General features: G+C 52.3%; 18 protein-coding genes. 13 read left to right on the top strand and 5 right to left on the bottom strand.

All coding sequences use genetic code 11. The annotated features are described in order from the left end of the window. Nucleotides 1-18: 18 nt before the first annotated feature. Nucleotides 19-480: a DUF1307 domain-containing protein gene (locus BQ7364_RS15415; RefSeq protein WP_072685565.1), complete on the bottom strand. Its 462-nt coding sequence runs from the start codon at nt 478-480 to the stop codon at nt 19-21. 282 nt (nt 481-762) lie between these two features. On the opposite strand from BQ7364_RS15415, the gene BQ7364_RS15420 reads away from it, so the two are divergent. Then, entirely contained in the window at nt 763-1,050 is a 288-nt protein-coding gene (locus tag BQ7364_RS15420) for a TetR/AcrR family transcriptional regulator (RefSeq protein WP_072685567.1), read from the top strand. 395 nt (nt 1,051-1,445) lie between these two features. Here the strand turns inward: BQ7364_RS15420 and BQ7364_RS15425 are convergent, their stop codons facing one another. Further along, a complete protein-coding gene (locus tag BQ7364_RS15425; protein WP_072685569.1) occupies nt 1,446-2,375 on the bottom strand; it encodes an aldo/keto reductase in 930 nt (309 codons plus the stop codon). Nucleotides 2,376-2,701: 326 nt separating this feature from the next. Between BQ7364_RS15425 and groES the strand changes: the two genes are divergently transcribed. From groES to BQ7364_RS15480, 10 genes are all read left to right on the top strand, one after another. Further along, a complete protein-coding gene (gene groES, locus BQ7364_RS15430) occupies nt 2,702-2,983 on the top strand; it encodes a co-chaperone GroES (protein ID WP_006057763.1) in 282 nt (93 codons plus the stop codon). Nucleotides 2,984-3,012: 29 nt separating this feature from the next. Then, nucleotides 3,013-4,635: a chaperonin GroEL gene (gene groL / locus BQ7364_RS15435; protein ID WP_072685571.1), complete on the top strand. Its 1,623-nt coding sequence runs from the start codon at nt 3,013-3,015 to the stop codon at nt 4,633-4,635. A gap of 183 nt (nt 4,636-4,818) precedes the next feature. Continuing rightward, nucleotides 4,819-6,264 (top strand): MATE family efflux transporter, encoded by a 1,446-nt coding sequence (locus tag BQ7364_RS15440; RefSeq protein WP_072685572.1) that lies wholly within the window; start codon nt 4,819-4,821, stop codon nt 6,262-6,264. A gap of 26 nt (nt 6,265-6,290) precedes the next feature. Further along, nucleotides 6,291-7,433 (top strand): diaminopropionate ammonia-lyase, encoded by a 1,143-nt coding sequence (locus BQ7364_RS15445; RefSeq protein WP_072685573.1) that lies wholly within the window; start codon nt 6,291-6,293, stop codon nt 7,431-7,433. Nucleotides 7,434-7,561: 128 nt separating this feature from the next. Further along, nucleotides 7,562-8,143 (top strand): hypothetical protein, encoded by a 582-nt coding sequence (locus BQ7364_RS15450; RefSeq protein ID WP_072685574.1) that lies wholly within the window; start codon nt 7,562-7,564, stop codon nt 8,141-8,143. A 59-nt stretch (nt 8,144-8,202) separates the two neighbouring features. Next, nucleotides 8,203-10,644, top strand: a complete 2,442-nt coding sequence (gene uvrA / locus BQ7364_RS15455; RefSeq protein ID WP_072685575.1) for an excinuclease ABC subunit UvrA — start codon at nt 8,203-8,205, stop codon at nt 10,642-10,644. A 345-nt stretch (nt 10,645-10,989) separates the two neighbouring features. Beyond that, nucleotides 10,990-11,487: a MarR family winged helix-turn-helix transcriptional regulator gene (locus BQ7364_RS15465; protein WP_072685577.1), complete on the top strand. Its 498-nt coding sequence runs from the start codon at nt 10,990-10,992 to the stop codon at nt 11,485-11,487. Continuing rightward, nucleotides 11,460-12,827, top strand: coding sequence for an MATE family efflux transporter (locus BQ7364_RS15470; protein ID WP_072685578.1), 1,368 nt, complete (start codon nt 11,460-11,462; stop codon nt 12,825-12,827). Before BQ7364_RS15465 ends, BQ7364_RS15470 begins: the two co-directional genes overlap by 28 nt. Before the next feature lie 346 nt (nt 12,828-13,173). Further along, nucleotides 13,174-13,854, top strand: a complete 681-nt coding sequence (locus BQ7364_RS15475; RefSeq protein WP_159432826.1) for a hypothetical protein — start codon at nt 13,174-13,176, stop codon at nt 13,852-13,854. A 107-nt stretch (nt 13,855-13,961) separates the two neighbouring features. After that, nucleotides 13,962-14,591 (top strand): hypothetical protein, encoded by a 630-nt coding sequence (locus tag BQ7364_RS15480; protein WP_072685580.1) that lies wholly within the window; start codon nt 13,962-13,964, stop codon nt 14,589-14,591. 88 nt (nt 14,592-14,679) lie between these two features. Here BQ7364_RS15480 and BQ7364_RS15485 read toward each other — a convergent pair whose 3' ends face one another. Together BQ7364_RS15485 and BQ7364_RS15490 are read right to left on the bottom strand one after the other, a co-directional pair. Continuing rightward, nucleotides 14,680-17,196 carry a vitamin B12-dependent ribonucleotide reductase gene (locus BQ7364_RS15485; RefSeq protein WP_072685581.1) on the bottom strand — a complete coding sequence of 839 codons (2,517 nt, stop codon included), beginning with the start codon at nt 17,194-17,196 and terminating at the stop codon, nt 14,680-14,682. Between the two features lie 23 nt (nt 17,197-17,219). Continuing rightward, a complete protein-coding gene (locus BQ7364_RS15490; protein WP_072685582.1) occupies nt 17,220-17,708 on the bottom strand; it encodes an ATP:cob(I)alamin adenosyltransferase in 489 nt (162 codons plus the stop codon). Nucleotides 17,709-18,075: 367 nt separating this feature from the next. Between BQ7364_RS15490 and BQ7364_RS15495 the strand changes: the two genes are divergently transcribed. After that, entirely contained in the window at nt 18,076-20,073 is a 1,998-nt protein-coding gene (locus BQ7364_RS15495) for a Clp protease N-terminal domain-containing protein (RefSeq protein WP_072685583.1), read from the top strand. 109 nt (nt 20,074-20,182) lie between these two features. Further along, entirely contained in the window at nt 20,183-20,827 is a 645-nt protein-coding gene (ispD, locus tag BQ7364_RS15500; protein WP_072685584.1) for a 2-C-methyl-D-erythritol 4-phosphate cytidylyltransferase, read from the top strand. Between the two features lie 954 nt (nt 20,828-21,781). On the opposite strand, the gene BQ7364_RS15510 is transcribed toward ispD, so the two are convergent. Continuing rightward, nucleotides 21,782-22,534 (bottom strand): GNAT family N-acetyltransferase, encoded by a 753-nt coding sequence (locus BQ7364_RS15510; protein ID WP_072685586.1) that lies wholly within the window; start codon nt 22,532-22,534, stop codon nt 21,782-21,784. Between the last annotated feature and the right edge of the window lie 62 nt (nt 22,535-22,596).

Consider the following 22,596-nt stretch of genomic DNA (forward strand, 5'->3'; position numbering starts at 1 on the left):
GATTTTCAGTTTATAGGTTTATTTGCAATCGAAGCCCTGGTCCTTCATATCCTGAACAACCTTGTCAAAGCTCATGTCCGTGTTGGAGAAATCAAATCCCAGATTCTTTAACGTATCCGGATCCGCTTCCTTCAGGTTCATTTCAATCGTAGCGATGATCGTGTCTTCGATTTCAACCTTGGTTGTGACGCCCTTCATGTCTTCCGTGATGCCGGACTGGGTAAGGATGGCGTCGATCATCTGTGTTTTTTCTTCTTCCGTGATCGTTGTAAAGTCAATGTCGCCGAACATTGATTTATCGTAGATCATCTTTAAAGAAAGAACGGTAATATCGTTGTTTTCAGCCGTCAGATCATAGGTAGCCGTCATTAAGCCTTCCTGCGTATAGCTGCAGGAAGCCGTCTCGGTCTTCGTTTTTGGTGCGCTGGAACAGCCTGCGATCAGTAAGCAGGCGAGAAGGGGCGTAATAATCTTTTTCATTTTTCCTCCATGAAGCGGAATTCCGCAATCTTACAGTTTCCCCACCGATCGCTTGCCTTTGGCAAGTCCCTGAATCAGATCGGCGCGGACTACTGCTTCCTGTATTATAAACGATAAATAGAAATTTTTGTATTCCAAAATAGAAATCCGTACATGTTCAGCGAATGAATGAAGTTTTCATTAATGGATTTCAATAAAAAACAAGAATCATCGGTCCGCCAGCTTACTCGAGCTCAGGCAGCGCCGCAAAGTGATATGTTAAACGCATAAAGGGGAATCACTATGGGAAACGCAGAAAAACAGACCAGGCAAAAAATTATGACGATCGCCAGGGAACACTTTTCCCGTTACGGGTATGCCGGAACCAATCTGGAGGCGATCGGTAAGGAAGCCGGAATGACCCGTGGTCCGCTTTATTATTACGTTAAAAAGGCATTGGTTTCCGCCAGCACCAAAATTTATAGAACCGAATCTTTTTGCCGAAGATCAAAAAATGAAAACAGAAACGAAAACGGTGCAGACCGCAGCGGGATAATCCCTGCCGGTCCGCCGCTTTTTATTACCAGTTGAGTTTCCGGCTGATGAATTGTAATTTGCAGAAATCAACCGCGGGCGGCGGGTTTCTTAATCGCCGCGGATAAAAGAAACCCAATCCCGACAAAAAACAGAATCCCATAGAGTCAGGCTGCAGGCATGCCTGTTTGCGGATCGTTGATTTCAGTTTAAGCGCTGAGCGGTTAAAGTTTCGGGTTAAACAAGGGCAGACCTCAGGCCAATGACCGTAGGGGCTCAGGGCTTGTCTGTGGAAATTTCAACTTCGTTAAGAATATGAATTCAGTTGAAGCGGCAAGGCAGGGAAGAGGCTGGATCAGAAAGGATATTAAGAAGCATGCGCAGGAGAAACGCCCTCAAACAAAAACCCGCTGGCATGCGCCGACGGGTTGAACGCTGATTTATGGAAGAAGTCAGCACGCTTTCAGCCTGGCGTACAGTTCGTCGTCCAGACAAGCGCTGCCGGCTTTGGCGTTAGCCTTAGCCTGATCCGGCGATTTCGCCCCGGGAATGACAACCGGGCTAACCGGATGAGAAAGGATATAGCGCAGGCTGGTCTGAACCAGATTCTCTTTGCCCGCCACTTCGCGCACACGGTCCAGCCGGTCCATTTTCTGAAGATAGACTTCCCGTGCGCTGCCGCCTTCATTAAACGGCATGCGGATGGTATCGGTGAAATGCGTATCACGGGTATAGTGCCCGGATAAAATCCCCTGCGCCAGCGGTCCGCGCACGAGCACGCCGATGTTGTTTTCCAGACAGTAGTCCAGCATTCCGTTAGTTTCCGGCGTCTTGTTGATCAGCGAATAATCCAGCTCGACGACCTCGCAGCTGCCGCGCCGGTTGAATTCCTTCAGCACGTCCAGATGATCGGTCGATATGCCGTAATGACGCACCAGTCCCCGTCGTTTTAGCTCCTCAAACCCTTCCAGCCATGGCTCGACTTCCGCCGGTTGTAAATCGTTGAGATGACACAGCGCAATGTCGAGATAGTCTGTCCGCAGGCGAAACAGCGAGGCGTGGCAGGCTTCGATCACGATATCGGCGCAGGTGAACTGCATCGCGCCGCCGAAGCGCTTCGCCCAGTTGCCGAATTTTGAGATCAGAACGACGTTTTCGCGGATTCCCTCCAATGCCCGGCCGAGCCGTTCTTCTGAACAACCGCCGGGTATGCCGTAAGCATCGGCGGTATCAAAGACCGTAATCCCGCTTGCATAGGCGGCCTGAATCGTTTCGTAAACCTGTTGATCATCCAGTGCGCCCCATTGATTGCCAATGTTCCAGGTTCCCATTCCCACGGCGGAAACCTCCATCCCGGTTTTTCCAAATTTTCTTTTCAGCATGCTAAACCTCCTGATTTTTCCTTATTATACCATATCCACTGCCGCCTTCTTTGATATATGCCCGATGATCGTTTTCTGCGGCAAGGGTCTTCAGCTCTTTTACGAGCGAGCGTTATTTGTGAAAGTCGATCATTTCGGATTTGTCCGTCAAAATATTCGAGGGTTCGCCGATTGCTGCCGCTAAAATAAAGCAAGCAGAGAAAAAATCAGAATTTCTTGCAGAAAGTCGCGAAGAAGTGTTGACAAAGAAGCTTGGCAGACTATAATAATAAGTGCTAGCACTGATAAGATAAGAGTGCTAAAATGAGCGATAAGGAGGAATTACGATGATCAGACCATGTAATGATTTTGTGCTCTTAGAGAAAGAAAAGGCAGAAGAGAAAACCGCCAGCGGGATTATCCTGACTGACAAAAACACAGAAAAACCAACCGTAGGCAAGGTTCTGGCAGTCAATAACGGTCATGAGGTCGACGGCAAGCATGTCGAATGCTGCGTCAAAGTCAACGACCGCGTCATTTACGAAAAGTATGGCGGAACTGAAGTCAAGATCGACGGACAGGAATATTTATTAGTTCCGGAATCCAAGATCATGGCGGTTATTGAATAACAACAAACATTTAAAGGAGGAATGAGAATATGGCAAAGGAAGTCCGTTTTTCTAAAGATGCCCGGGTCGCAATGATGAAGGGTGTCGATACACTGGCCGATGCGGTCAAGATTACGCTGGGTCCGAAAGGCCGCAACGTCGTTCTGGAAAGAAGCTATGGTTCACCGTTAATCACCAATGACGGCGTGACGATCGCCAAGGAAATTGAATGCGAAGACAAGATTGAAAATATGGGCGCGAAGCTGGTTCTGGAAGTCGCTTCCAAGACCAATGATACGGCCGGCGACGGCACCACGACAGCGACGCTGCTGGCGCAGTCGATGATCCACAAAGGCATGAGCAGTGTGGAAAAAGGCACGAATCCGGTGCTGATGAGAGTCGGCATGGAAAAAGCGGCGAAGTTCATTGCGGACAAGCTGCTGGAACAGACGCATAAGGTTGAAACAAACCAGGATATCGCTCAGGTTGCCGCAATTTCTTCCGGTTCTCAGGAAGTCGGTGAAATCATTGCGCAGGCGATGGAAAAAGTCGGGCGCGAAGGCGTCATCACTGTTGACGAGTCCAATGGTTTTGAAACTGAACTGGAAACAGTCGAAGGCTTACAGTATGACAAGGGCTTCATCAGCCCATACATGGTATCCAACCGCGAAAAGAACGAAGCGGTGCTGGAAAATCCGTATATTCTGGTTACCGATCAGAAGATCAACACGATTCAGGAAGTCCTGCCATTATTGGAAAAGATCGTCCAGACCAACAAGCCGCTGCTGATCATTGCTGACGATATTGATCAGGAAGTCGTTGCGACGCTGGTTCTGAACAAGCTGCGCGGCACGTTCAATGTTGTCTGCACGAAGGCGCCAAGCTTCGGAGACAATCAGAAGGCAATGCTGGAAGATATCGCGATCGTCACCGGTGCGAAGTATTTTGCCAAGGATCTGGCGATGGAACTGAAAGACGGCGAAATCGAAGATCTCGGACATGCGAACCGCGTCGTTGTTAAGAAAGATGACACAACGATCGTCGGCGGTTCAGGCAACAAGGAAAGACTGAACGAGCGGATCGCAGAACTGAAGCAGCAGATCGAAAATACGACGCAGGAATACGACAAGAAGCGTCTGAACGAACGGCTGGCGAAGCTGACAACAGGCGTTGCGATCGTGAAGGTCGGCGCTGCGACAGAAAGCGAAATGAAGGAAAAGAAACTGCGGATCGAAGACGCTTTGAATGCGACGAAGGCGGCTGTTGTCGAAGGGATCGTCATCGGCGGCGGCGCAGCTCTGGCTTCGATCTATCGCGAATACCGCGACGAGCTGAAGGGCGAAACTCCGGATGAACAGAAGGGCATCAGCGCTGTCTTTGAAGCAATTCTGAAGCCGCTGTATCAGATTGCGGAAAACGCCGGCTATGACGGCGATCAGATCACTTCCCGTCAGCTGACAGAAGGCAAGAATATCGGCTTCGACGCCAAGAAGGGCGAATGGGTCGATATGTTTGAAGCCGGTATCGTAGATCCGACCAAGGTTACCCGCAACGCGCTGCTGAACGCGGCATCCATCTCGGCGCTGTTCATCACAACTGAAGCGGCGGTCGCTGAATTGCCGGAAAAGAATGCTCCGGCGGCGCCAGCCATGCCGGATGGCGGCATGTACTAAGCCATAACTGAATTCATCAACGATCATAACTCTGTGTTTCACGCAGACAGCACAATCCCCCGGTGCTGTCTGTTTTTTCTTTTTCCCAACTGATTTATTCGCTTTCAACCTTGCTGAAAGCGTTTTCCGAAAGGGCGCTTCATGGTATAATAGGAAATACAATCAAGGGGAGGACAAATCACAATGACAGGGGGAAGTGGACAGCTGGCTTTAGATCGGGTGGAAGCCGGCGAGAGTCTGGAAATATCAAAGAAACAAACGGCGCTGCCGCCGGGATTGACGCGCGGCCTGTTGATGAAGGATGTGCTTCGAATCGCGGGCCCGTCGTTTGTCGAACTGACGCTGACACAGCTGACGTCGATGGCGGATTTGATGATGGTCGGACAGCTGGGGGCATGGGCGATCACGGCGGTCGGCTTGACGACGCAGCCGAAATTTCTAATGATGACAATGTTCATGGCGATGAACGTCGGGGCGACAGCGTTAGTTGCCCGCTATAAAGGTGCGGACCAGCCGGCGAAGGCGAATGAAGCGGTGCGGCAGGCACTCATGCTGACGCTGGTGATGTCCCTTACGGCTTCCATCGTCGGCTTTCTCTTTTCGGAAACGATGGTCCGGTTTATGGGGGCCACGGATGAACTGAGCTTGATCAATGGTACGGTTTACTTACAAATACAAATGGCCGGCTTTGTGCTGATGGCGCTGACCACGACGATCACGGCGGTGCTGCGCGGGGGCGGCGATTCCAAGACGGCGATGAAATACAACGTCGCAGCCAATGTGATCAATATCATTCTGAACTGGCTTCTGATCTACGGCCATCTCGGCTTCCCCAAAATGGGCGTGGCCGGAGCCTCGTTAGCGACGGTGATCGGCCAGACGGCGGCGTTCTTCATGGCGGGCTGGGCGCTGATGAAAAAAGGCGGATATCTTGAATTCCACTGGCGAAAGAAGTTTCATCTTGACCGGGAAATTCTCGGCAATATCTTTGCGATCGGTCTGCCGGCGATGGTCGAGCAGCTGTTTATGCGCTTCGGCGTGATCCTGTATTCCAAGACTGTCGCTTCCTTAGGCACGGTCGCGTTTGCGACACATAATGTCTGCATGAACATTCAATCGCTGTCGTTTATGATCGGTCAGGGCTTCGCGGTATCCTCGACGTCGCTGGTCGGCCAGTCGTTGGGAAAAAAGCGGACTGATATGGCGCATCATTACGGCAAGGTCAGTCAACAGATCGGGATCGGCTTCTCGCTGGTGCTGGCGTTTGTTTTCTTTGTGATCGGCGGCCCGATCGTCTCTCTTTACAGCAGCGAACCGGAAGTCATCGAACAGGGCACGCGGATTCTGATGTTTCTGGCGCTGATCCAGCCGTTTCAGGCGACGCAGTTTATTCTGGCCGGCGTCCTGCGCGGAGCCGGGGATACGAAAACCACCGCCGTGGTCATCTTTGTCACGACGCTGATCGTGCGCCCGCTGTTGGCGATGCTGACGGTATACGAGCTGCATTGGGGTCTGTATGGCGCCTGGATCGCGCTGGTTGCGGATCAGCTGCTGCGCACGCTTTTGATCTGGATGCGCTACCGCGGCGGCCAATGGCAGCTGATGAAGCTGAAGGGCGAAGCGGCATAAACTGGGAAAAACGGAGGAGAAAACACATGGATAGAATTCAAATGGCAAAAGGGAAACTGGCGCGCGGACCGCTGCCGGCCATGTTCAATTCTGAACATTACCGGCAGGTCGCTGACTTTCATCAGACGTTAAAGCAATACGCCCCGACGCCGCTGATCAATTTATCAAAACTGGCGGAAAAACTGGGAATTCAGGCGATTCTGGTCAAAGATGAATCGCATCGTTTCGGTCTGAATGCCTTCAAGGCTCTGGGGGCCAGCTATGCGGTGCATCAATATCTTGATCAGCATCCTCACACCCGGCCGGTATTTGTGACGACGACCGATGGCAATCATGGCAAAGGCGTGGCCTGGGCCGCACTGCAGGCCGGCTGCCGGGCGGAGATCTTCATGCCCAAAGGCACCGTCGCCAGCCGCGTGCAGGCGATCGAGGCGCTGGGCAACGCCAAAGTCACCGTGACGGAATGGGGCTATGACGATACCGTGCGCTGGACGCGCGATTATGCGCAGCGCAACGGCTATGTTTTAGTGCAGGACACGGTGCTGGAGAATTACCATGAAATTCCTCAGAACATCGTGCTGGGCTATACGACGATGATCCGCGAGGTTGTTCAACAGATCGCGGAACAGGCGCTGGACAAGCCGACGCATGTATTTTTACAGGCCGGCGTCGGTTCGATGGCCGGGGGCGTGCTGGGCTGGCTGGCGGATACATTGAAAGCAGAGATGCCGGTCGTCTCGATCATTGAAGCGACGGACTCCGCCTGTGTCTTCGCCTCCTGTACGCAAGGCACGCTGGTCTCAAAGGCCGGCATCACGCCGACGATCATGGCCGGTCTGAATTGCGGGGAAGTCAATCCGGATCTCTTTCCGGTGCTGCGCGATTACGCGGCGTTCTACTTCGCCTGTGCGGATGAAATCACGGAGGCCGGGATGCGGCAGTACGCTCAACCGCTGGAAGGCGATGAAGCGATTGTTTCCGGCGAATCCGGGGCTGTCGGACTGGGGCTTCTGTTAAGCTTGTGTCAGGATCCTCATTATGAAGCGATGAAGCAGGCGCTGGGACTGGATGAACATTCCGTCGTGCTGCTTCTGAATACGGAAGGAGCAACGGACCCGGACGACTATCGGCGCGTTGTCGGATGCGATCCGCAGTTGGTCGGAAAATGAATGGGGAGCGGGGCCGGTCGGTTTCCACCGGGGTGATCGCCGCCATTCTGATTGTTTTCATAGCTTTGGGAATCTTCCTGCAAAATCTGGATGTGTTCTTTCCCTAGCTGTTGGAGCCAGATCCCCCAATGCCGCCACCGGTTGTGCGGGAGCTGCCCTCTTTTCTCGACGGCTGTCTGCGCAACGAAGTAAATACCCTGACGATTGCTGAGAAAGACGGAATTGTGTATTTAGACCAATCTTATCAATGTGAAATCAATGAACTGAGCGAAGCCGATCAGATTCTGAAAGAACAGGGACTGGGTTCGATCAACACAAAGGAAATCCATTTTTCGATGGAGATTCAGATTATCCCCGATCCAGTCCTCCGGCAGCAGGCCCTTACGAAGGAAATGATGAAATGGCAGCGGCTTGTTCAATATGCCGGTTGTTTTTATCACTGTATCCGGCTGAGCGAAACTGAAATCACGGAAGACAACATTCTGGATTATGCTTTTCCTCTGGATGCACAAGCCTGGCGCGTCGATCAGATTGTTCAGATTGATCATCAGGTTTTCGGCACTGTGGGCGAGCGTCTGTTCATGTTTCATATCGCCGATGTGCTGATCCCGCATGAGCCCTCTGATGGAATGACCTTGCTGGACGTTACGGATCCATTTATCATCAATAAGATCCGGCCGTTGATCGACATCGAAGTTCCGCTGTCATGAGGGGGCGGTGCGAACGCCGCAGAATCGTCGTCATAAGGAAAGCAGGAAGCAGGTGAGGTATGCGTAAAATTGAAGTATTTAACGCGCACGAGGGAAATCTGAGAAATGTCTCGCTGACGCTGCCGAAGGAAAAACTGATCGTTTTGACCGGAGTTTCCGGTTCCGGCAAGTCGACGTTTCTGATCGACGTCCTGTTTAACGAATGTCAGCGGCAGTATCTGGAAGCGATGGGAATGCAGGGAATTCCCAAGCCGAAGGTGGATAAAGTCCGCGGCGCCAGTCCGGCGGTCGTGATCCCGCAGACGGCCGCGAATAAGAATCCTCGTTCCACGGTCGGGACCCTGAGCGATATCTATACCGATCTGCGGATGATTTATGAAAAATTACACCGCCGCATTTGCCCTCATTGCCGCGCGGTGATCGACGCGGCTGACTGCAGGGAAGAAACGGAAAAGCGCGACGGCGATTTCCATGTTTTCATGCGCTGCAGCCGCTGCGGTCAGCGTATGGAGAAACTGACCCGCACCCATTTTTCGTTCAATACAACGGAAGGCGCCTGCCCGGTTTGCGAGGGGCTGGGGAAAATTCATACCGTCGATGAGGACCGGATGTTGGATCCGGCGCTTTCTTTAGAGGCAGGGGCGGTCCGTTTCTGGGAAAAACGCTATGGAGAATATGAAATATCCGTGTATTATGCCGCCTGCCGCGCTTTCGGTCTGGACGAACCGCAAAATATCCCGGTATGTCAGTTCTCCAAAGCGCAGCGGATGCTATTGTGGGAAGGCAGCGACAGTCCTGCGCTGTTGTCTGAGCTGGCCAGAAACCTGCCGCCAAAAGCGGCTGCGGGCAAAAAGTTTGAAGGTGTCGCGGCGAATCTGCGGCGGCGCTGGGCTGAAAAGGGCGGGCAAGCCACGGCGCTGGATGCGTATTTTCAGACGGTTGAATGCCCGGCCTGTCATGGCGAGCGGCTCAACGCGCTGAGCGCTCAGGTCACTGTGAACGGAACCCGCCTGCCGGAATTATCCGGTTTTTCCTTAAACCGTCTGCGGGATTGGGTTGCCGGGCTGGAGCCAGCGTTAACCGGCAGTGCCCGCGAACTGGCCGATGCCTATCTGCGCGATATTCAAACCAAGCTGAACCGTCTGATCCGGGTCGGCCTGGGTTATCTGACACTGGATCGGCAAATCATCACGCTTTCCGGCGGGGAAAGTCAGCGGCTGCGGCTGGCGGCGGCGCTGGATCTGGAGATGTCCGGAATTTTAATCATGCTGGATGAACCGACGGCCGGTCTGCATCCGCAGGATACCGAAGGGTTGATCGCAATCCTTAGCCATCTGCGTGATCTGGGCAATACCGTGCTGATGATCGAACATGATCCGGATGTGATGCGGGCTGCGGATTTACTGGTTGAATTCGGACCGGGCGCCGGGATTCATGGCGGAACACTCATCGCCTGCGAACCCCCGGAACAGCTTCGGTCGAATCCCGATTCCTTAACCGGATTCTGGCTGGCTGCACCGGCTGAGTTTCCTTCGCAGACCCGATCCGCGCAAGGCTGGATTACGATTAAAAATGCCTGTCAGTATAACCTGCGCCATTTTGACGTCGCTTTTCCCACCGGATGTCTGTGCGCGGTGAGCGGACCTTCGGGCTCGGGGAAATCCACGCTGGTATTTGAAGTGCTTGCGGCAAACCGCGGCGGCCGGGCTGAGATCACGGGCCTGGAACAATTTGAACGGATCGTGACGATTGAACAATCCGCGATCACCCGGATGAAGCGTTCCAATGTCGCCACTTACAGCGGCGTTTACGGGTTGATCCGCACTCTCTTTGCGAAGACCGGGGCAGCCCGCGCCGCGCATTGCCCGGCTTCTTATTTTTCGTTCAATACCCCAGGCGGACGATGCGAGAACTGTCAGGGAATGGGCGTGGTGGAGAACAACATGTTGTTTTTTGCCAACGTTGAGGTCGTCTGCCCCGTTTGTCATGGACAGCGCTTTAACGATACGGTGCTGAGCGTCAAATACAACGGCCGCTCGATCGACGAAGTGCTCAAACTGACGGTTGAGGAAGCGATAATTTTCTTTGCCGGGCAGCCGAAATTAGGCCGGATGCTGAAGCGGTTAGCGGAGGCGGGATTGGGGTATCTGCCGCTGGGGCAGCCGCTGACGACTCTCTCCGGCGGTGAAGCGCAGCGCTTGAAGCTGGCGGTGGAGCTGATCGAAAATCACAGCGGAAAAGCTAAGCTGTATTTAATGGACGAACCGACGACGGGATTACATCCGGCCGACGTCGAACATTTTCTGAAACTGCTTCTGCGGCTGCGGGACGCAGGCCATACCGTGATCGTAGTGGAACACAATCCGCAGCTGATCCGGGCGTGCGACTGGGTGATCGATCTGGGACCGCAGGGCGGCGATCAGGGCGGGCAGCTGATGTTCGCCGGTACGCCGCAGGCATTCAAAGCCGAAATGAAAAGCGCGACGGCCCGTTATTTGTAACAAAACAAGTTTTAAGACGATGAGAATTCTGATAGGAAAGATGTTCAGTGATTTCAGCGAATCAGAGAGCGGTTGATAAAAATACAAATCAGCCGCTTTTTCTTCTCTGTACCCAGGAACGTCTGTTCGAAAAAGAACGGCTTCAGCCGCGGGAGGACTTTGCCGGACAGCGTTCAATCCCAGGATCTGCGTGCTTTTTGTCAGATAAAGAGATCTTCGGTATGGGAACATATTGGTCGGGAAAAGAATAGAGATAAGGGAAAAGAGCGCTTGACTTGCGGCAGATCCGGAGTATACTTAGGAATGATCGTATACAAGTAAACTAATTGCCAAGGAGAAACGCTGATGAGTAAAATACGAATACCCATCTTCAACGTCGAACAGATGCTGAAAGGCTATGCCCGTTTGCGCGAGGCTTACAGCCGTTTCTGCGTTCATTCCATCGCGGACGAAGCTTTTTCTCCCAATGAAATGAACGTGCTGATCTTCCTGTCCAACAACCCGTCGATCAACACCGCCAAAGAGCTGACCGTCACTCTGGGCGTATCCAAAGGTCTGGTCTGCCGCAGCGTGGATACGCTGATGCGCCGGGGCTATCTGACCAGCGAGGAAGACGCGAAGGATCATCGGATCCTGCACCTCAGGCTGACGCAGAAAGCCGCTCCGGTAATCGGTCAGATGCGCGTCAATCAGACACGCTTTTCCGAAGCGGTGACCCGGAATATCAGCGAGGAAGAACTGGCGGTGTATACCCGGGTTCAGCATCAGATTTATGCGAACATCGAAGCGATGACCAATCGGAAAGGGGACGAATTATGCTTCAATCGAAAGAAACCAATTTAGGGAAGGACCGCATCGGAAGCTTGTTTTTTGCGCTGGCGGTTCCGGCGATCACATCCCAGGTCGTCAACGCACTCTACAACATGGTCGACCGGATGTATATCGGCCATATTCCAGGCTCAGGCGCTGCGGCGTTAACCGGCGTCGGCGTTGCCTTCCCGTTAATCATGATTATCTCCGCTTTTGCGGCCTTAGTCAGCATGGGCGGCGCTCCGCGGGCCTCGATCATGATGGGCAAAGGTGATAACGAACAGGCCAATAAGATTTTAGGCAACTGCTTTACGGCGTTAGTGATCACCGCCCTTGCCCTGACGGCAGTCACGATGATCTTCTGCGAGCCGTTGTTAATGATGTTCGGCGCCAGTGAGAACACGATCGTTTATGCCAAAGCGTATATGATGATTTACGCGGCCGGTACAATTTTCGTTCAGCTGACGCTGGGCATGAACGCTTTTATTTCCGCGCAGGGCTTTTCCCGCGTCAGCATGCTGACGGTCGTCATCGGTGCGATCACCAACATTGTGCTCGATCCGGTTCTGATCTTCGGCTTCCATATGGGCGTGCGCGGGGCGGCGCTGGCGACGGTGCTGTCGCAGGCTGTCTCGACCGTCTGGGTGCTGCAGTTTTTAAGCGGTAAAAAAAGTCAGCTCAAGCTGCATCCGAAATATTTCAGCATCGACGCCAAGATCCTGTTCCCGGCGCTGGCGCTGGGCGTTGCGCCGTTTATCATGCAGTCAACGGAAAGTCTGTTAGTGCTGTGCTTTAATTCCTCCTTATTGAAATACGGCGGCGATCTGGCGGTCGGCGCAATGACGATCCTGTCCAGCGTCATGCAGTTCTCGATGCTGCCGCTGCAGGGCTTAACCCAGGGCGCGCAGCCGATCATCAGCTTCAACTATGGCGCGGGAAATATTGACCGGGTGAAGAAAGCGTTCCATCTGCTGCTGGTGAGCTGTCTGGTTTATTCCTCCGTCATGTGGGTGCTGTGCATGCTGTTCCCGCAGATGTTTGCGGCGATCTTTACCGGCGATCCGGCGCTGACGCAAATTACGGTCTGGGCGCTGCGGATTTATATCGCGGCTGTGTTCTTAATGGGCGCGCAGCTGGCTTGCCAGCAAACCTTCATCGCGCTGGGCAACGCCAAGATTTCAACCTTTCTGGCGTTATTGCGAAAGATTATCCTGTTGATTCCGCTGATCTATATTCTGCCGAATTTCTTTGAGAATAAGGTGTTTGCAGTATTCGTCGCGGAACCGATTGCCGATACAATTTCCGTACTGGTCACAATCACGTTGTTCTTCCGCTTCTTCCGCGCGGTGGAGCACGAACAGATTCACGCTTAAGCCGAAGCAGAGAAAACAAGTCTGTGAAGAAAGCGACGCTCTTCGCGTCGTTTTTATTTTGATTTTAAACAAAGATTTAAGAAAATAGAAAGTCCGTTTCTGACGATTTCATAAATTTTCCAGTTTCCGCAACGATTCGATGTCGGAATTGAAGTAAGAATATGCTATGCTTAAAGTAAAGAATACCTTGAATGATCTGCGGCAGGGAGCTTGCAATACGCAGAATTTGAGGAGGAGAAAGGAACAGAACATGAGAAAAATGAAGAAAAGCAGGATTCTTTGGCTGGCAGTCTGGCTCTGCCTGGCTCTCAGCGGCTGTGCTAAAACAGAAAGCGCGTCTGAGATTATGGCAAAAGTCCAGGCGAAGCAAATGAAAAGCGAAGCGGTTCAATCCGTCGCCATGACCGGTCAGCTGAAGATGACCACGCAGGGAATGACGCTGGAATTTCCGATGGATCTCATCATCCAGACGCAGCCGGCAGAGAAACAGGGCGAACCTGTCGTTTACTTTAGTTTTACAACCTCGTTTATGGGGCAATCCATGGATATGAAATACTGTGTTCAGGATCAGATGATGTACAGCGAAGTGAATGGCGAACGCAGCAGCCAGCCTTACGCTTACACGCCGGAAACGATCCAGGAGCTTCAGCAGAACAGGAATATGGAGAAGATGGTTAACGCTTTCTCCGTGAAGAAAACCGGGACTGGTTATGAGCTGATCTATGAAGCGCAGAGCTTTGCCGAGCTGGCGGATTTGTTAGGGGCTTTAGGCGATGCTGAACCCGATCTGGACGCCCTGCAGGAATTGCAGCAGCAATTTGAAATGATTGATCAGACGGTGGCTTTAAATGAATGGAAGATGAGCTTCCAGGTATCGAAAGATTATCAGATGACCGGCGGACTGATCGTCGTCGACGCGACCAGTGAAGAGGAAGGCATGACGATGAATTTCAGCGTTGAAATCAACGTGAGCGTCCGTACGGACCAGCCGATGACCACGATGGATCTGTCAGCTTGGGCAATGTAAAAAACATGGGAGCCAGGCCGGATAAGAAAAAGCTGCGCAGAGGCGTCTGAATTACGCTCCGGACGCTTCCCGCTGCCCCGGGGTTTAAAAGAAATGAAGGTTGAGGTATGAAGTGGAAAAAACTGGAGATCGCGCTGATTGCGCTGATGATTCTCTACACTGCCAGGTTCTGGACGTTTAAAACTTTAAGTCACCATCCGTATTCACTGACGCCGATCACGCTGTCCCGCGTTTGGCTGCGTGAGAAAGTTGGCCTTGATATCACGCTGATCAACGAAGTGTTCCGCGCTGAGCTGAACCGTGAAATTGCGCCGGCGGTTGCCGAGGTGGACTTTCGGGGGGAATGTTATACCATTGACTACGCCGCTCATTTTACCCAAACGCCTCAGCCGATTGGTCTTCTGTATGAAGGAAAGGGAAACAGCCCGGACGGCCGCGGAATCTCGCTGGAGCTTTATATCAGCGACCGCGATTTGAGTTCGGTTATGCCGCTGTCAAAAATGATTACCTGGCTGGGGCCAGAGCGGCAGCTGGGCTGGCTTGGGTCAACGGCGGCGATCCTGGACTATCAACAGGTGGGCCAGACTGTCCGCGGTCAGTTTCATGTCAAACACGACGACTGCTTTTATCTTGGCGAACTGAGATATCACGATCCCGCCATGAATGGGGATTGGGAACATGACCAGAAGATCTGGGAAACCGCGCTGGACCAGCTGCTGCCGTTTCTTGCCGAATAAACAAAAGGATTGCGTACCGTGATCAGGTCATCACAGTACGCAATCCTTTTTTAGCTTTTTGAATGGAAAACAAAGCAGGAGAAGACGTCTACAAGCCGCATTTCAGCTGTGCGTTGCAGTTGGTGCAGGTATTGCAGCCGCCGATTTCTTCGACGATGCCTTCCAGGCAGATCGGGCAGATATCGCCGACCTCCACGCCGATATTGCGGTCCTGCCGGTCCGCGCGCAGATCGGTTTTCTTTTCCGCTTCCTGCGTCTTTTTAACCGGAACACCGAAATCACGCTCAATATCCATCTGATCCCAGCTGTTTTCTTCCTCGTTGCTCAAGGTCAGTACCTGGGAATCACGTGAACCGTCAACGTACACCGTCCCGCCTTTTGCGCCGCCCGCGTACAGCCGTTCATAGATGTGCTGAACCTGCCGAACCGAGAAGCCCCGCGGGGCGTTGACTGTCTTGGAGATGGAGGAATCGATCCAGCGCTGGATTACACATTGGGTATCGGCGTGTTCTTCCGGCGTCAGCTCCATCGCGCTGACGAAGAACTCCGGCAGCGTATCGCGGGTGTAGCCCGGATTGAGCGCCAGCCACTGATCGACGATCGCCGCGTTGACTTCGATGAACTTGCCCAGCCGTCCCGAACGGAAGTAAGAGAAGCTGAAATACGGTTCCAGACCGGTGGAGACGCCGACCATCGTGCCGGTCGAACCCGTTGGGGCAATCGTTAACAGATGCGAATTCCGGATTCCGTATTTCAGGATGGACTGCCGGATGTCCTCGTCCATCTGCTTCATGTATCCGGTGTTGATGAACGCTTCACCGCTGGTAAAGAACGGGAAGCTGCCTTTTTCCTTCGCCAGCTCGACCGACGTCTGATAAGCCGCGCGGGCGATGCAGTGGAAGACCTGATCGATCGTTTCCAGCGCTTCCGGCGAGCCATAGCGCTTGCGGTTCCAGATCAACATGTCGTGCAGGCCCATGACGCCCAAACCGACGCGCCGTTCGCCCAGCGCCTGATTTTCGTTGGCCTTGAGGAAATACGGGGTGCTGTTGATGACGTTGTCCTGCATCCGCACGGTCAGTGCGACCGTTTCCGCCAGTTCATCAAACAGGATCCGGCCGTCTTTCTTGTCGACGAAGTTGGCGAGATTGACGGCGGCCAGGTTGCAGACGGAATACGGCGCCAGCGGCTGTTCCCCGCATGGATTGGTGGCGACGACTTTCTGACCATAGGCTTTAGCGTTGGTCATTTTGTTGGCGTTGTCGATGAAGAAGATGCCCGGTTCCGCCGAGTAGGTCGCGCAGAAGCAGATCAGATCCCATAGATCGCGGGCGCGGATCGTGCGGTAGGTCTTGATCGGATAACCCAGTGCTTCCCACTCACGGACGTCGCCGATCTTGTGCCAATGGGTATCGTAGGCTTCTTTCTGCTGCGGGGTATAATTGGCGATGTCCGGGAACCGCAGATCAAAGGTCCCGTTCTTTTCCACCGCTTCCATAAATTCGTCGGTCAGTGTTACGGAAATGTTGGCGCCGCTTAAGAATTCCGGATTGACCACTTCCAGACGACCGCCTTCCAACAGTGTCTGCTGAGCATAGTCCAGAACGTCAGCCGGCGTGTTTTTGCTTTCGATCAAGGTTTCCAGCATCTGCCGTTCCAGCCGGGAAAGCGGAATAAATTTCAGTTTGCGCTGAGCCAGTTCGCGTACCTGTTCGTCTTTACTGTTTTCACTCAGCCATTTCAGCACGCGCGGATTCTGCATTTTGGAAATGATGAACTCGATGATGTCCGGATGCCAGTCCGCCAACATGATCATCTGCGCGCCGCGCCGCGAACCGCCCTGCTCGACCAGATTGGTCAGGTTGGCGATGTCGTTCAGCCAGCTGACCGCACCGCTGCTGCGGCCGCCGACGCCTTTGGCCGGGGCATGCTTCGGACGCAGTGTCGAACCGTTGGTCCCGACCCCGCCGCCGCGGGACATGATTTCCATGACTTCCTTGCGATGTTCCGCAATGCCGCCGCGGGAATCCTCGACAAACGGCATAACGAAGCAGTTGAAATAGGTAACCTGCGTACCGCTGCCCGCGCCGAACAAGACGCGTCCGGCCGGGATGACGTTGAGTTTCTTTAACTGTTCAGTAAACAAGCCGGCATATTTTTTCCGCTGTTCTTCATCGGTTTCCGGCTCCGCCAGCGCGGTGCCGACCCGGCGCGCGATTTGTTCATAGTAAATTTCCATCGGCTTGTCGATTTCCGCAAACGGCCGGCGGATCATCCCCGTGATCGACTCCTGCTCGTCTTCCAGCGTACCGCGGAATTCTTCTTCAATTTCAATCGTCACGCTCTCATTTTCCCAGTCGATCGCTTTGACGACGCCGACGCCCCGGGCCGGATATTTCGGGTCCTCTTTGATGACGGTCAGCACGATGTCGCCGATGCCCAGCGTTCTGAGTTCGCGGTCCTTTTGGGCGTAGCGGTCAAGCATGACCAGCCGTGAAACACCGGAATGGATCGTGTGATCTTCCGGTTGGATTTCAGTTAAATAGGGAAAAAATTCCCGGATGTCCTGATTGAGTTTAGCGATTGTTTCCTTGCGATATCCCATAATATGAATGCTTCCTCCTATGCTTAAATTTCCGAACCCTTCGCACTCTGAATCTGCAGCGCGTAAAAATAATCGCTGATCCGGTTCAGATAGACGCCCAGCGACGGATCTGTCTTCCGGGTTTCCTGCAGCTTCCACCAATGCCGCTCGACGCGCCGGCTGATTGCCCGCAGCCGATTCAGCATCGCGCTTTCGGAATTGTCGATTGGATAATGAAACCGGAATTCACCAGCCGCTGAGACCCGCGAATAAATTTCCGTTTCCAGCTTCCGGGTATAACTTTCCAAATCCGCGCTGCCATACCCGGCCAACTTCGCGCTGGCGGCGCTGATCTGGTTCACGATCTGTTCCATCGGTTTTCTATATCTGGCAAATCCGCTGGCTAGCAACAGACATTCAGCGCTCAGTTCGTCCAGATCGCCCAGGACTTCGATTAACGGATCTGCTTTGGAAATCCGCTCACCCTGAATCCCGGTCGTTCCCTGATCCCCGGTTTTGGTTGTAACGATCATGTTTTCACCTCGCTTCATGTCTGCCTTTTACGGGCCATTGCTTCCATTATAAAATGTTTTTGTCCAGAAGTCATAAAGAAATCGCGATTGGAACGATTTTCATAATTTATTCGAAAAAAAGTGAGGTAAACTTACCTGGTTTCATTTCAGTTTCATAATTTGAAAGCGATTCAGGCAGGGACAAAGCGAAGATCCGGGCATAAGTTTTCTCCCTGGATGATAAACTGAAATGAAGCATGTTGAAAACGCCAGGGGAAATCCTAAAAATTGGAACAGACGGCCGTGGTGTAGTGATCTCGGGCCGGGGCAATACTATCACTGAACTTGAACTGGGAAGTTCAACGGTTTGGAAGGAGGAATCGCGAGGATGAAAACCAATTTTGATCCTCAGGCTCAAAAGGCGATCCAGGCTGCCCGCACGGTGGCGCGGCAGATGAAAAACACCTTTATCGGGACGGAGCATTTATTAATCGGCATTCTGCAGACGGACAACTCCGCGCTGCAGAAATTGCTGAGCGAACGCGGAATTACCGCCGAACAGCTGAAAGAGGATATTCAGGTGCTGTTTGGTTTTAATGAGGAAGAAACAAGACAGACGGAATATACGCAGACTGTCCAGGAAATTCTGGAGAAATGTCTGGTGGAAGCGGCCCGTTCCACGCCGCCGGTGATCACGCTGAAAATGTTGACGCGGACATTGTTGGAAACACCCAATAACGTCGCTTCGGAGCTGTTGAGACGGTATGATGTGGATATCGCCGGATTGATCGCGGAGCTGAACCGGCAGGATATCGAAAGTCTGAATGCCATCCGCGAGCTGCGCAACCTGAACCAGTGGATGACCCGCCGGCCTTCCAATATCGTTGAACGGCAGGCGCAGATGAATTCGATCATCCGGATCCTGTGCCGTAAGGAAAAAGCGAATCCGCTGCTTTTGGGGGATCCGGGCGTCGGCAAGACGGCGTTGGTGGAACAGCTGGCCAAAAGCATCGACGAGAATGAGGTGCCGGATTGTCTGCGCGGCAGCGTCATCTTTGAACTGAGCGTCAACGGTCTGGTGGCAGGTACAAAGTACCGCGGCGAGTTTGAAGAGAAGATTCAGAAAATCCTGGATGCCCTGCGGCAATTTCCCCAGGTCATTCTTTTTATTGACGAAATTCATCAGATCATCGGCGCCGGCAAGGCGGAGGGTTCGATCGACGTGGCCGGTGTGCTGAAACCGGTTTTGGCGCGCGGAGAAATCCGCTGCATCGGCGCGACGACCTATGATGAATATCTGAAGTTCATTGAAAAGGATCGGGCGCTGCAGCGGCGCTTTCAGCCGGTCATGATTGAAGAGCCGGATCTGGATTCCGCCCGGCGGATGATCGAAGCGAAGATTCCCGAATACGAGCAGCATCATCAGATTCGATTTCCGTTCAGGCTGGTTGGCCCGCTGATGGAAAGCACACAATATTTCATGCCCTCGCGCAAGCTGCCGGACAAGGCGCTGGATGTCATTGATCTGGCCTGCGCCAGCGCGCGGATGGATTGTCGTGAAGAAGTGGAGCAGCGGGATATTGATCAGATTTTAGAACAACTCACCGATGTGCCGTTACAGGACCGCTGCCGCAAGGACCGGGTGATGCAGCGGCTGCGCATGGAGCTGATCGGTCAGGAAGACATTCTGACGCAGATTGATCAGCAGCTGCAGTGGATGGAGCTGGGCGTCGTACAGGAACGTCCGTTAGGCGTATGGCTGCTTTGCGGAAAGCAGTTTTCCTTGAAGCAGCGGCTGGCGAAGGTGCTGGCGCAGCTGTACTTTGGTCAAAACGAGCGGCGGATTGAAGTAGATATGATGGATTACCAGGACAGTCAGGCTGGTTATCGCTTCGTTCATGGCGTAGATCAACAATATTCGCTGTGGCTGGAGAAACTGCGGCGTTCGCCCTATTCGCTGTTGTTGATCCGCAATCTGGACGCTGCCCGTCCGGAATGTGCGGCGATCCTGCGCAAAGGCATCGAACAGGGAATGATCGAGGAAGAAGCGGGGCGGAAGGTGGATCTGCGGCATTGTCTGATACTTCTGGACAGCGAACAAAGTCACGCCGTGTCCGGATTGGGCTATCAGGCAGTGACGGTAAAAACCGAAGAGGAAGGCTGGACGGCGCTGGCCGATGCAGTTCTGGATTTCCGGACGCTGGACAGCACGGAAATGGAGACGCTGGCGCGGCGGCGTTATCAGGAGATGACGCGCAAACTGCCGCAGCTGGCAATGGAGCTGGGCGAGGATACGCCGTTTGATGTGGAAGGGGAAGACCCGGAAAAGATCGATCGTCAGATTCGCTCTTATCTAACGCGGCATTTTAAAAAATCCGCGGGCTGAATCCTGTAAAAATCCGCCGGGATTTGTGAAATCCGGTTCAGTCCATTGCCGGACTTATCGGGGTGTGATAAAATAAACACTACCATAAGGGCGAAAAAGAGGGAACAGGATGGAATATTCAGCATTGATCGTGGCTGCCGGACAGGGGCGCCGGATGAATCTTGGCTACAACAAGGTGTTCTACACCTTTGCGGACGGAAAGAATGTTTTGGAAAAGACGATGAGCATTTTCGAGGCGGACTCACGGTGCAAACAAATCGTGATTGTGACTCAGCGTGAGGATTACGTGCGCTGTATGCGCAACCGGACACAACGGGGGAACGTTGTGTTTGTGGAAGGCGGCACAACCCGTCAGGAGAGCGTATTCAACGGATTAATGGCGGTCAGTGAGGATTATGTGCTGATCCATGACGGCGCGCGGCCGTTTCTGGAACAGGAATGTCTGGACCGGCTCTGCCAGAGCTTAAGCGAGCATGACGCTTGTCTGTTGACGGTGCCGTGCAAGGATACGATCAAGGTCATTGAAGACGGAAAGATTAAGGAAACGCCGAACCGCAGCCAGCTGGTGCAGGCGCAGACGCCGCAGGCGTTTAAGACGTCGCTGATTCTGCGGGCGTACCGCAAGGCGCGTCAGGAAAAGGTACAGGCGACCGACGACGCGCAGGTCGTAGAACTGTTAACCGGCGAAGCGGTGTACGCGGTGCTGGGATCGTATAAAAATATCAAGATTACGACGCAGGAAGATCTGCGTTAAGAACGAATCATTCCGGCCAGCATCGCTGTCCGGTTTTTTTATGGAGCAAAGTGTCTGAAAATGAAAATTATGAAAATAACCGCACGCCCTTGAAATAACTCAGGAACGGAATATACTAAGGGTGTAGGGACGCTTGAAAAAGCGGCACCCGTCGTAAGCTATCTCTTCATCGAAGAGAAGCTGTGGACAGATAAACGCCGGTGATCTTTGTGACGGATGACGGCGTTTTTTCTTTTGAATTCTATAATTCTGATTCTGCATTCAATGATCATGATCGTTGTTTGAATCATCAACATCCATTCAGAAAAAGAGAGAGAAAACAAGAGTTCCATGAAAAAATTCATAGAAAGCCCCTCCTTTCCAGAGCTGAACAATCCAGCTCGAAAAACAAATGAATCCAAAGAAAGATCCATCCCGGACGGGCAGCCGCTTCATCAAAGACCCTACACTATTAATATTGCGCAAAAGTAGAAATAGCCTTGCTGGAAACAGAAGAAAGTTAAGATTACCCGCGATCTTTTATGAAAACGAATGAAACTAAGCGAAAAACGAGCGGATATGCGTAATTACATAAACATGGCATGTTTGAGTTGATTGAACCTGAACAGGTTGCTTTCAGAACATCTTTTAAATACAGAGAAGAAACAAAGGGAAAAGATATACAAAAATTTATTTACTAGAGAAATGAAGATTGTGAAAACAACCACGGCCATGAACTAACTCAAGAAGGAATAGACTAAGGGTGCAGGGATGCTTAAAAAAGCGATCCCGGTCAGACACTCTCTCTTATTAAGAAGTGGCGGACAGATCAGCGCCAGTTTTCTTTGTGATGATTGCGGCACTTCTTTGGAACAATTCAATCAAGAAATAAAAGCTGAAAATAGAAAACGAACGCTGAGAAACTCAACGTTCGTTTGCGGTAAGTGAATAAATGATTTATGAAATCCTGTCCTGTTATTTTAATATTCTTTTCAACATCTCAGGGTTAAGCAAATTCACCGTTTCAAATTTTCCCTTGTAGAAACAGGCCCAGTTGTTGAAAACACAGGGCAGGGCTTTGGCTTTTTCCAAGGTATCAACATGCCTGAGCGTCAACTGAATAGCCTGAGTTTCACACTCTTTCTTAACCTTTTCAATAGATTGCGCGATAAACGGACACTGATCGTCATAGAAGATTGTTAATTCCTGATTCTCAATTCGCATTTGTTTTGCGCTTTCCGTAAATCGCGGTTTTGTTCCATCCAGCGACAAAGCCAGAAGCTCATAGCCGTTTTCGGTTTGATCGACGACTTCAAAGCCCTGTTTCTTGGCGAACGCCTGATCGGACAGCCAGGATTTTTGTTTGTGCGAACCCAGCATGCAGACGCCGGCTTTCCCCTGACGTTTAGCGTCAGCCAGACAGGAATCCATCAAAGCCTGACCAATCCCTTTTCCCTTGAAGCTGCCGGTAACCCAGAGGCAGTAGAGATAGAGATAATGATCGCCGATGATCGGAACCCAGGCAGTTTCTAACGGCGCGTATTCAATGAAGGCTGTTTCTTTTTCTTTTGCGTCCAGTTTGCGGAAAATATGACCCTCTGAAAGCCGCTCAGCCAGCCACTGGCGTTTGGCTTCCACTCCCGGATGTGCTTTTTTCGTGCGGATAATGCAGCTGAGATGCTCGGATGCAAGATTATCCGGCGTTAAGGTTACAAATTTGAATTCCATTACGGATCCTCATTTCTTTTAAGGAAATTATATAAGATTTTATGACAGAAACATAGAGCGCC

Origin of the sequence: Holdemania sp. Marseille-P2844, assembly GCF_900120005.1 — a bacterium.
In the GTDB taxonomy this organism is placed as follows: domain Bacteria; phylum Bacillota_I; class Bacilli_A; order Erysipelotrichales; family Erysipelotrichaceae; genus Holdemania.

Excerpts from the sequence above, each read along its gene's own strand:
- groES (WP_006057763.1), top strand. The coding sequence starts at position 2,702 with ATGATCAGACCATGTAATGATTTTGTGCTCTTAGAGAAAGAAAAGGCA.
- BQ7364_RS15495 (WP_072685583.1), top strand. The coding sequence starts at position 18,076 with ATGAAAACCAATTTTGATCCTCAGGCTCAAAAGGCGATCCAGGCTGCC.
- ispD (WP_072685584.1), top strand. The coding sequence starts at position 20,183 with ATGGAATATTCAGCATTGATCGTGGCTGCCGGACAGGGGCGCCGGATG.
- BQ7364_RS15490 (WP_072685582.1), bottom strand. The coding sequence starts at position 17,708 with ATGATCGTTACAACCAAAACCGGGGATCAGGGAACGACCGGGATTCAG.
- BQ7364_RS15465 (WP_072685577.1), top strand. The coding sequence starts at position 10,990 with ATGAGTAAAATACGAATACCCATCTTCAACGTCGAACAGATGCTGAAA.
- BQ7364_RS15485 (WP_072685581.1), bottom strand. The coding sequence starts at position 17,196 with ATGGGATATCGCAAGGAAACAATCGCTAAACTCAATCAGGACATCCGG.
- BQ7364_RS15445 (WP_072685573.1), top strand. The coding sequence starts at position 6,291 with ATGGATAGAATTCAAATGGCAAAAGGGAAACTGGCGCGCGGACCGCTG.
- BQ7364_RS15475 (WP_159432826.1), top strand. The coding sequence starts at position 13,174 with ATGGCAAAAGTCCAGGCGAAGCAAATGAAAAGCGAAGCGGTTCAATCC.
- BQ7364_RS15440 (WP_072685572.1), top strand. The coding sequence starts at position 4,819 with ATGACAGGGGGAAGTGGACAGCTGGCTTTAGATCGGGTGGAAGCCGGC.
- BQ7364_RS15510 (WP_072685586.1), bottom strand. The coding sequence starts at position 22,534 with ATGGAATTCAAATTTGTAACCTTAACGCCGGATAATCTTGCATCCGAG.
- BQ7364_RS15480 (WP_072685580.1), top strand. The coding sequence starts at position 13,962 with ATGAAGTGGAAAAAACTGGAGATCGCGCTGATTGCGCTGATGATTCTC.
- BQ7364_RS15450 (WP_072685574.1), top strand. The coding sequence starts at position 7,562 with ATGCCGCCACCGGTTGTGCGGGAGCTGCCCTCTTTTCTCGACGGCTGT.
- uvrA (WP_072685575.1), top strand. The coding sequence starts at position 8,203 with ATGCGTAAAATTGAAGTATTTAACGCGCACGAGGGAAATCTGAGAAAT.
- BQ7364_RS15425 (WP_072685569.1), bottom strand. The coding sequence starts at position 2,375 with ATGCTGAAAAGAAAATTTGGAAAAACCGGGATGGAGGTTTCCGCCGTG.
- BQ7364_RS15420 (WP_072685567.1), top strand. The coding sequence starts at position 763 with ATGGGAAACGCAGAAAAACAGACCAGGCAAAAAATTATGACGATCGCC.
- groL (WP_072685571.1), top strand. The coding sequence starts at position 3,013 with ATGGCAAAGGAAGTCCGTTTTTCTAAAGATGCCCGGGTCGCAATGATG.
- BQ7364_RS15415 (WP_072685565.1), bottom strand. The coding sequence starts at position 480 with ATGAAAAAGATTATTACGCCCCTTCTCGCCTGCTTACTGATCGCAGGC.
- BQ7364_RS15470 (WP_072685578.1), top strand. The coding sequence starts at position 11,460 with ATGCTTCAATCGAAAGAAACCAATTTAGGGAAGGACCGCATCGGAAGC.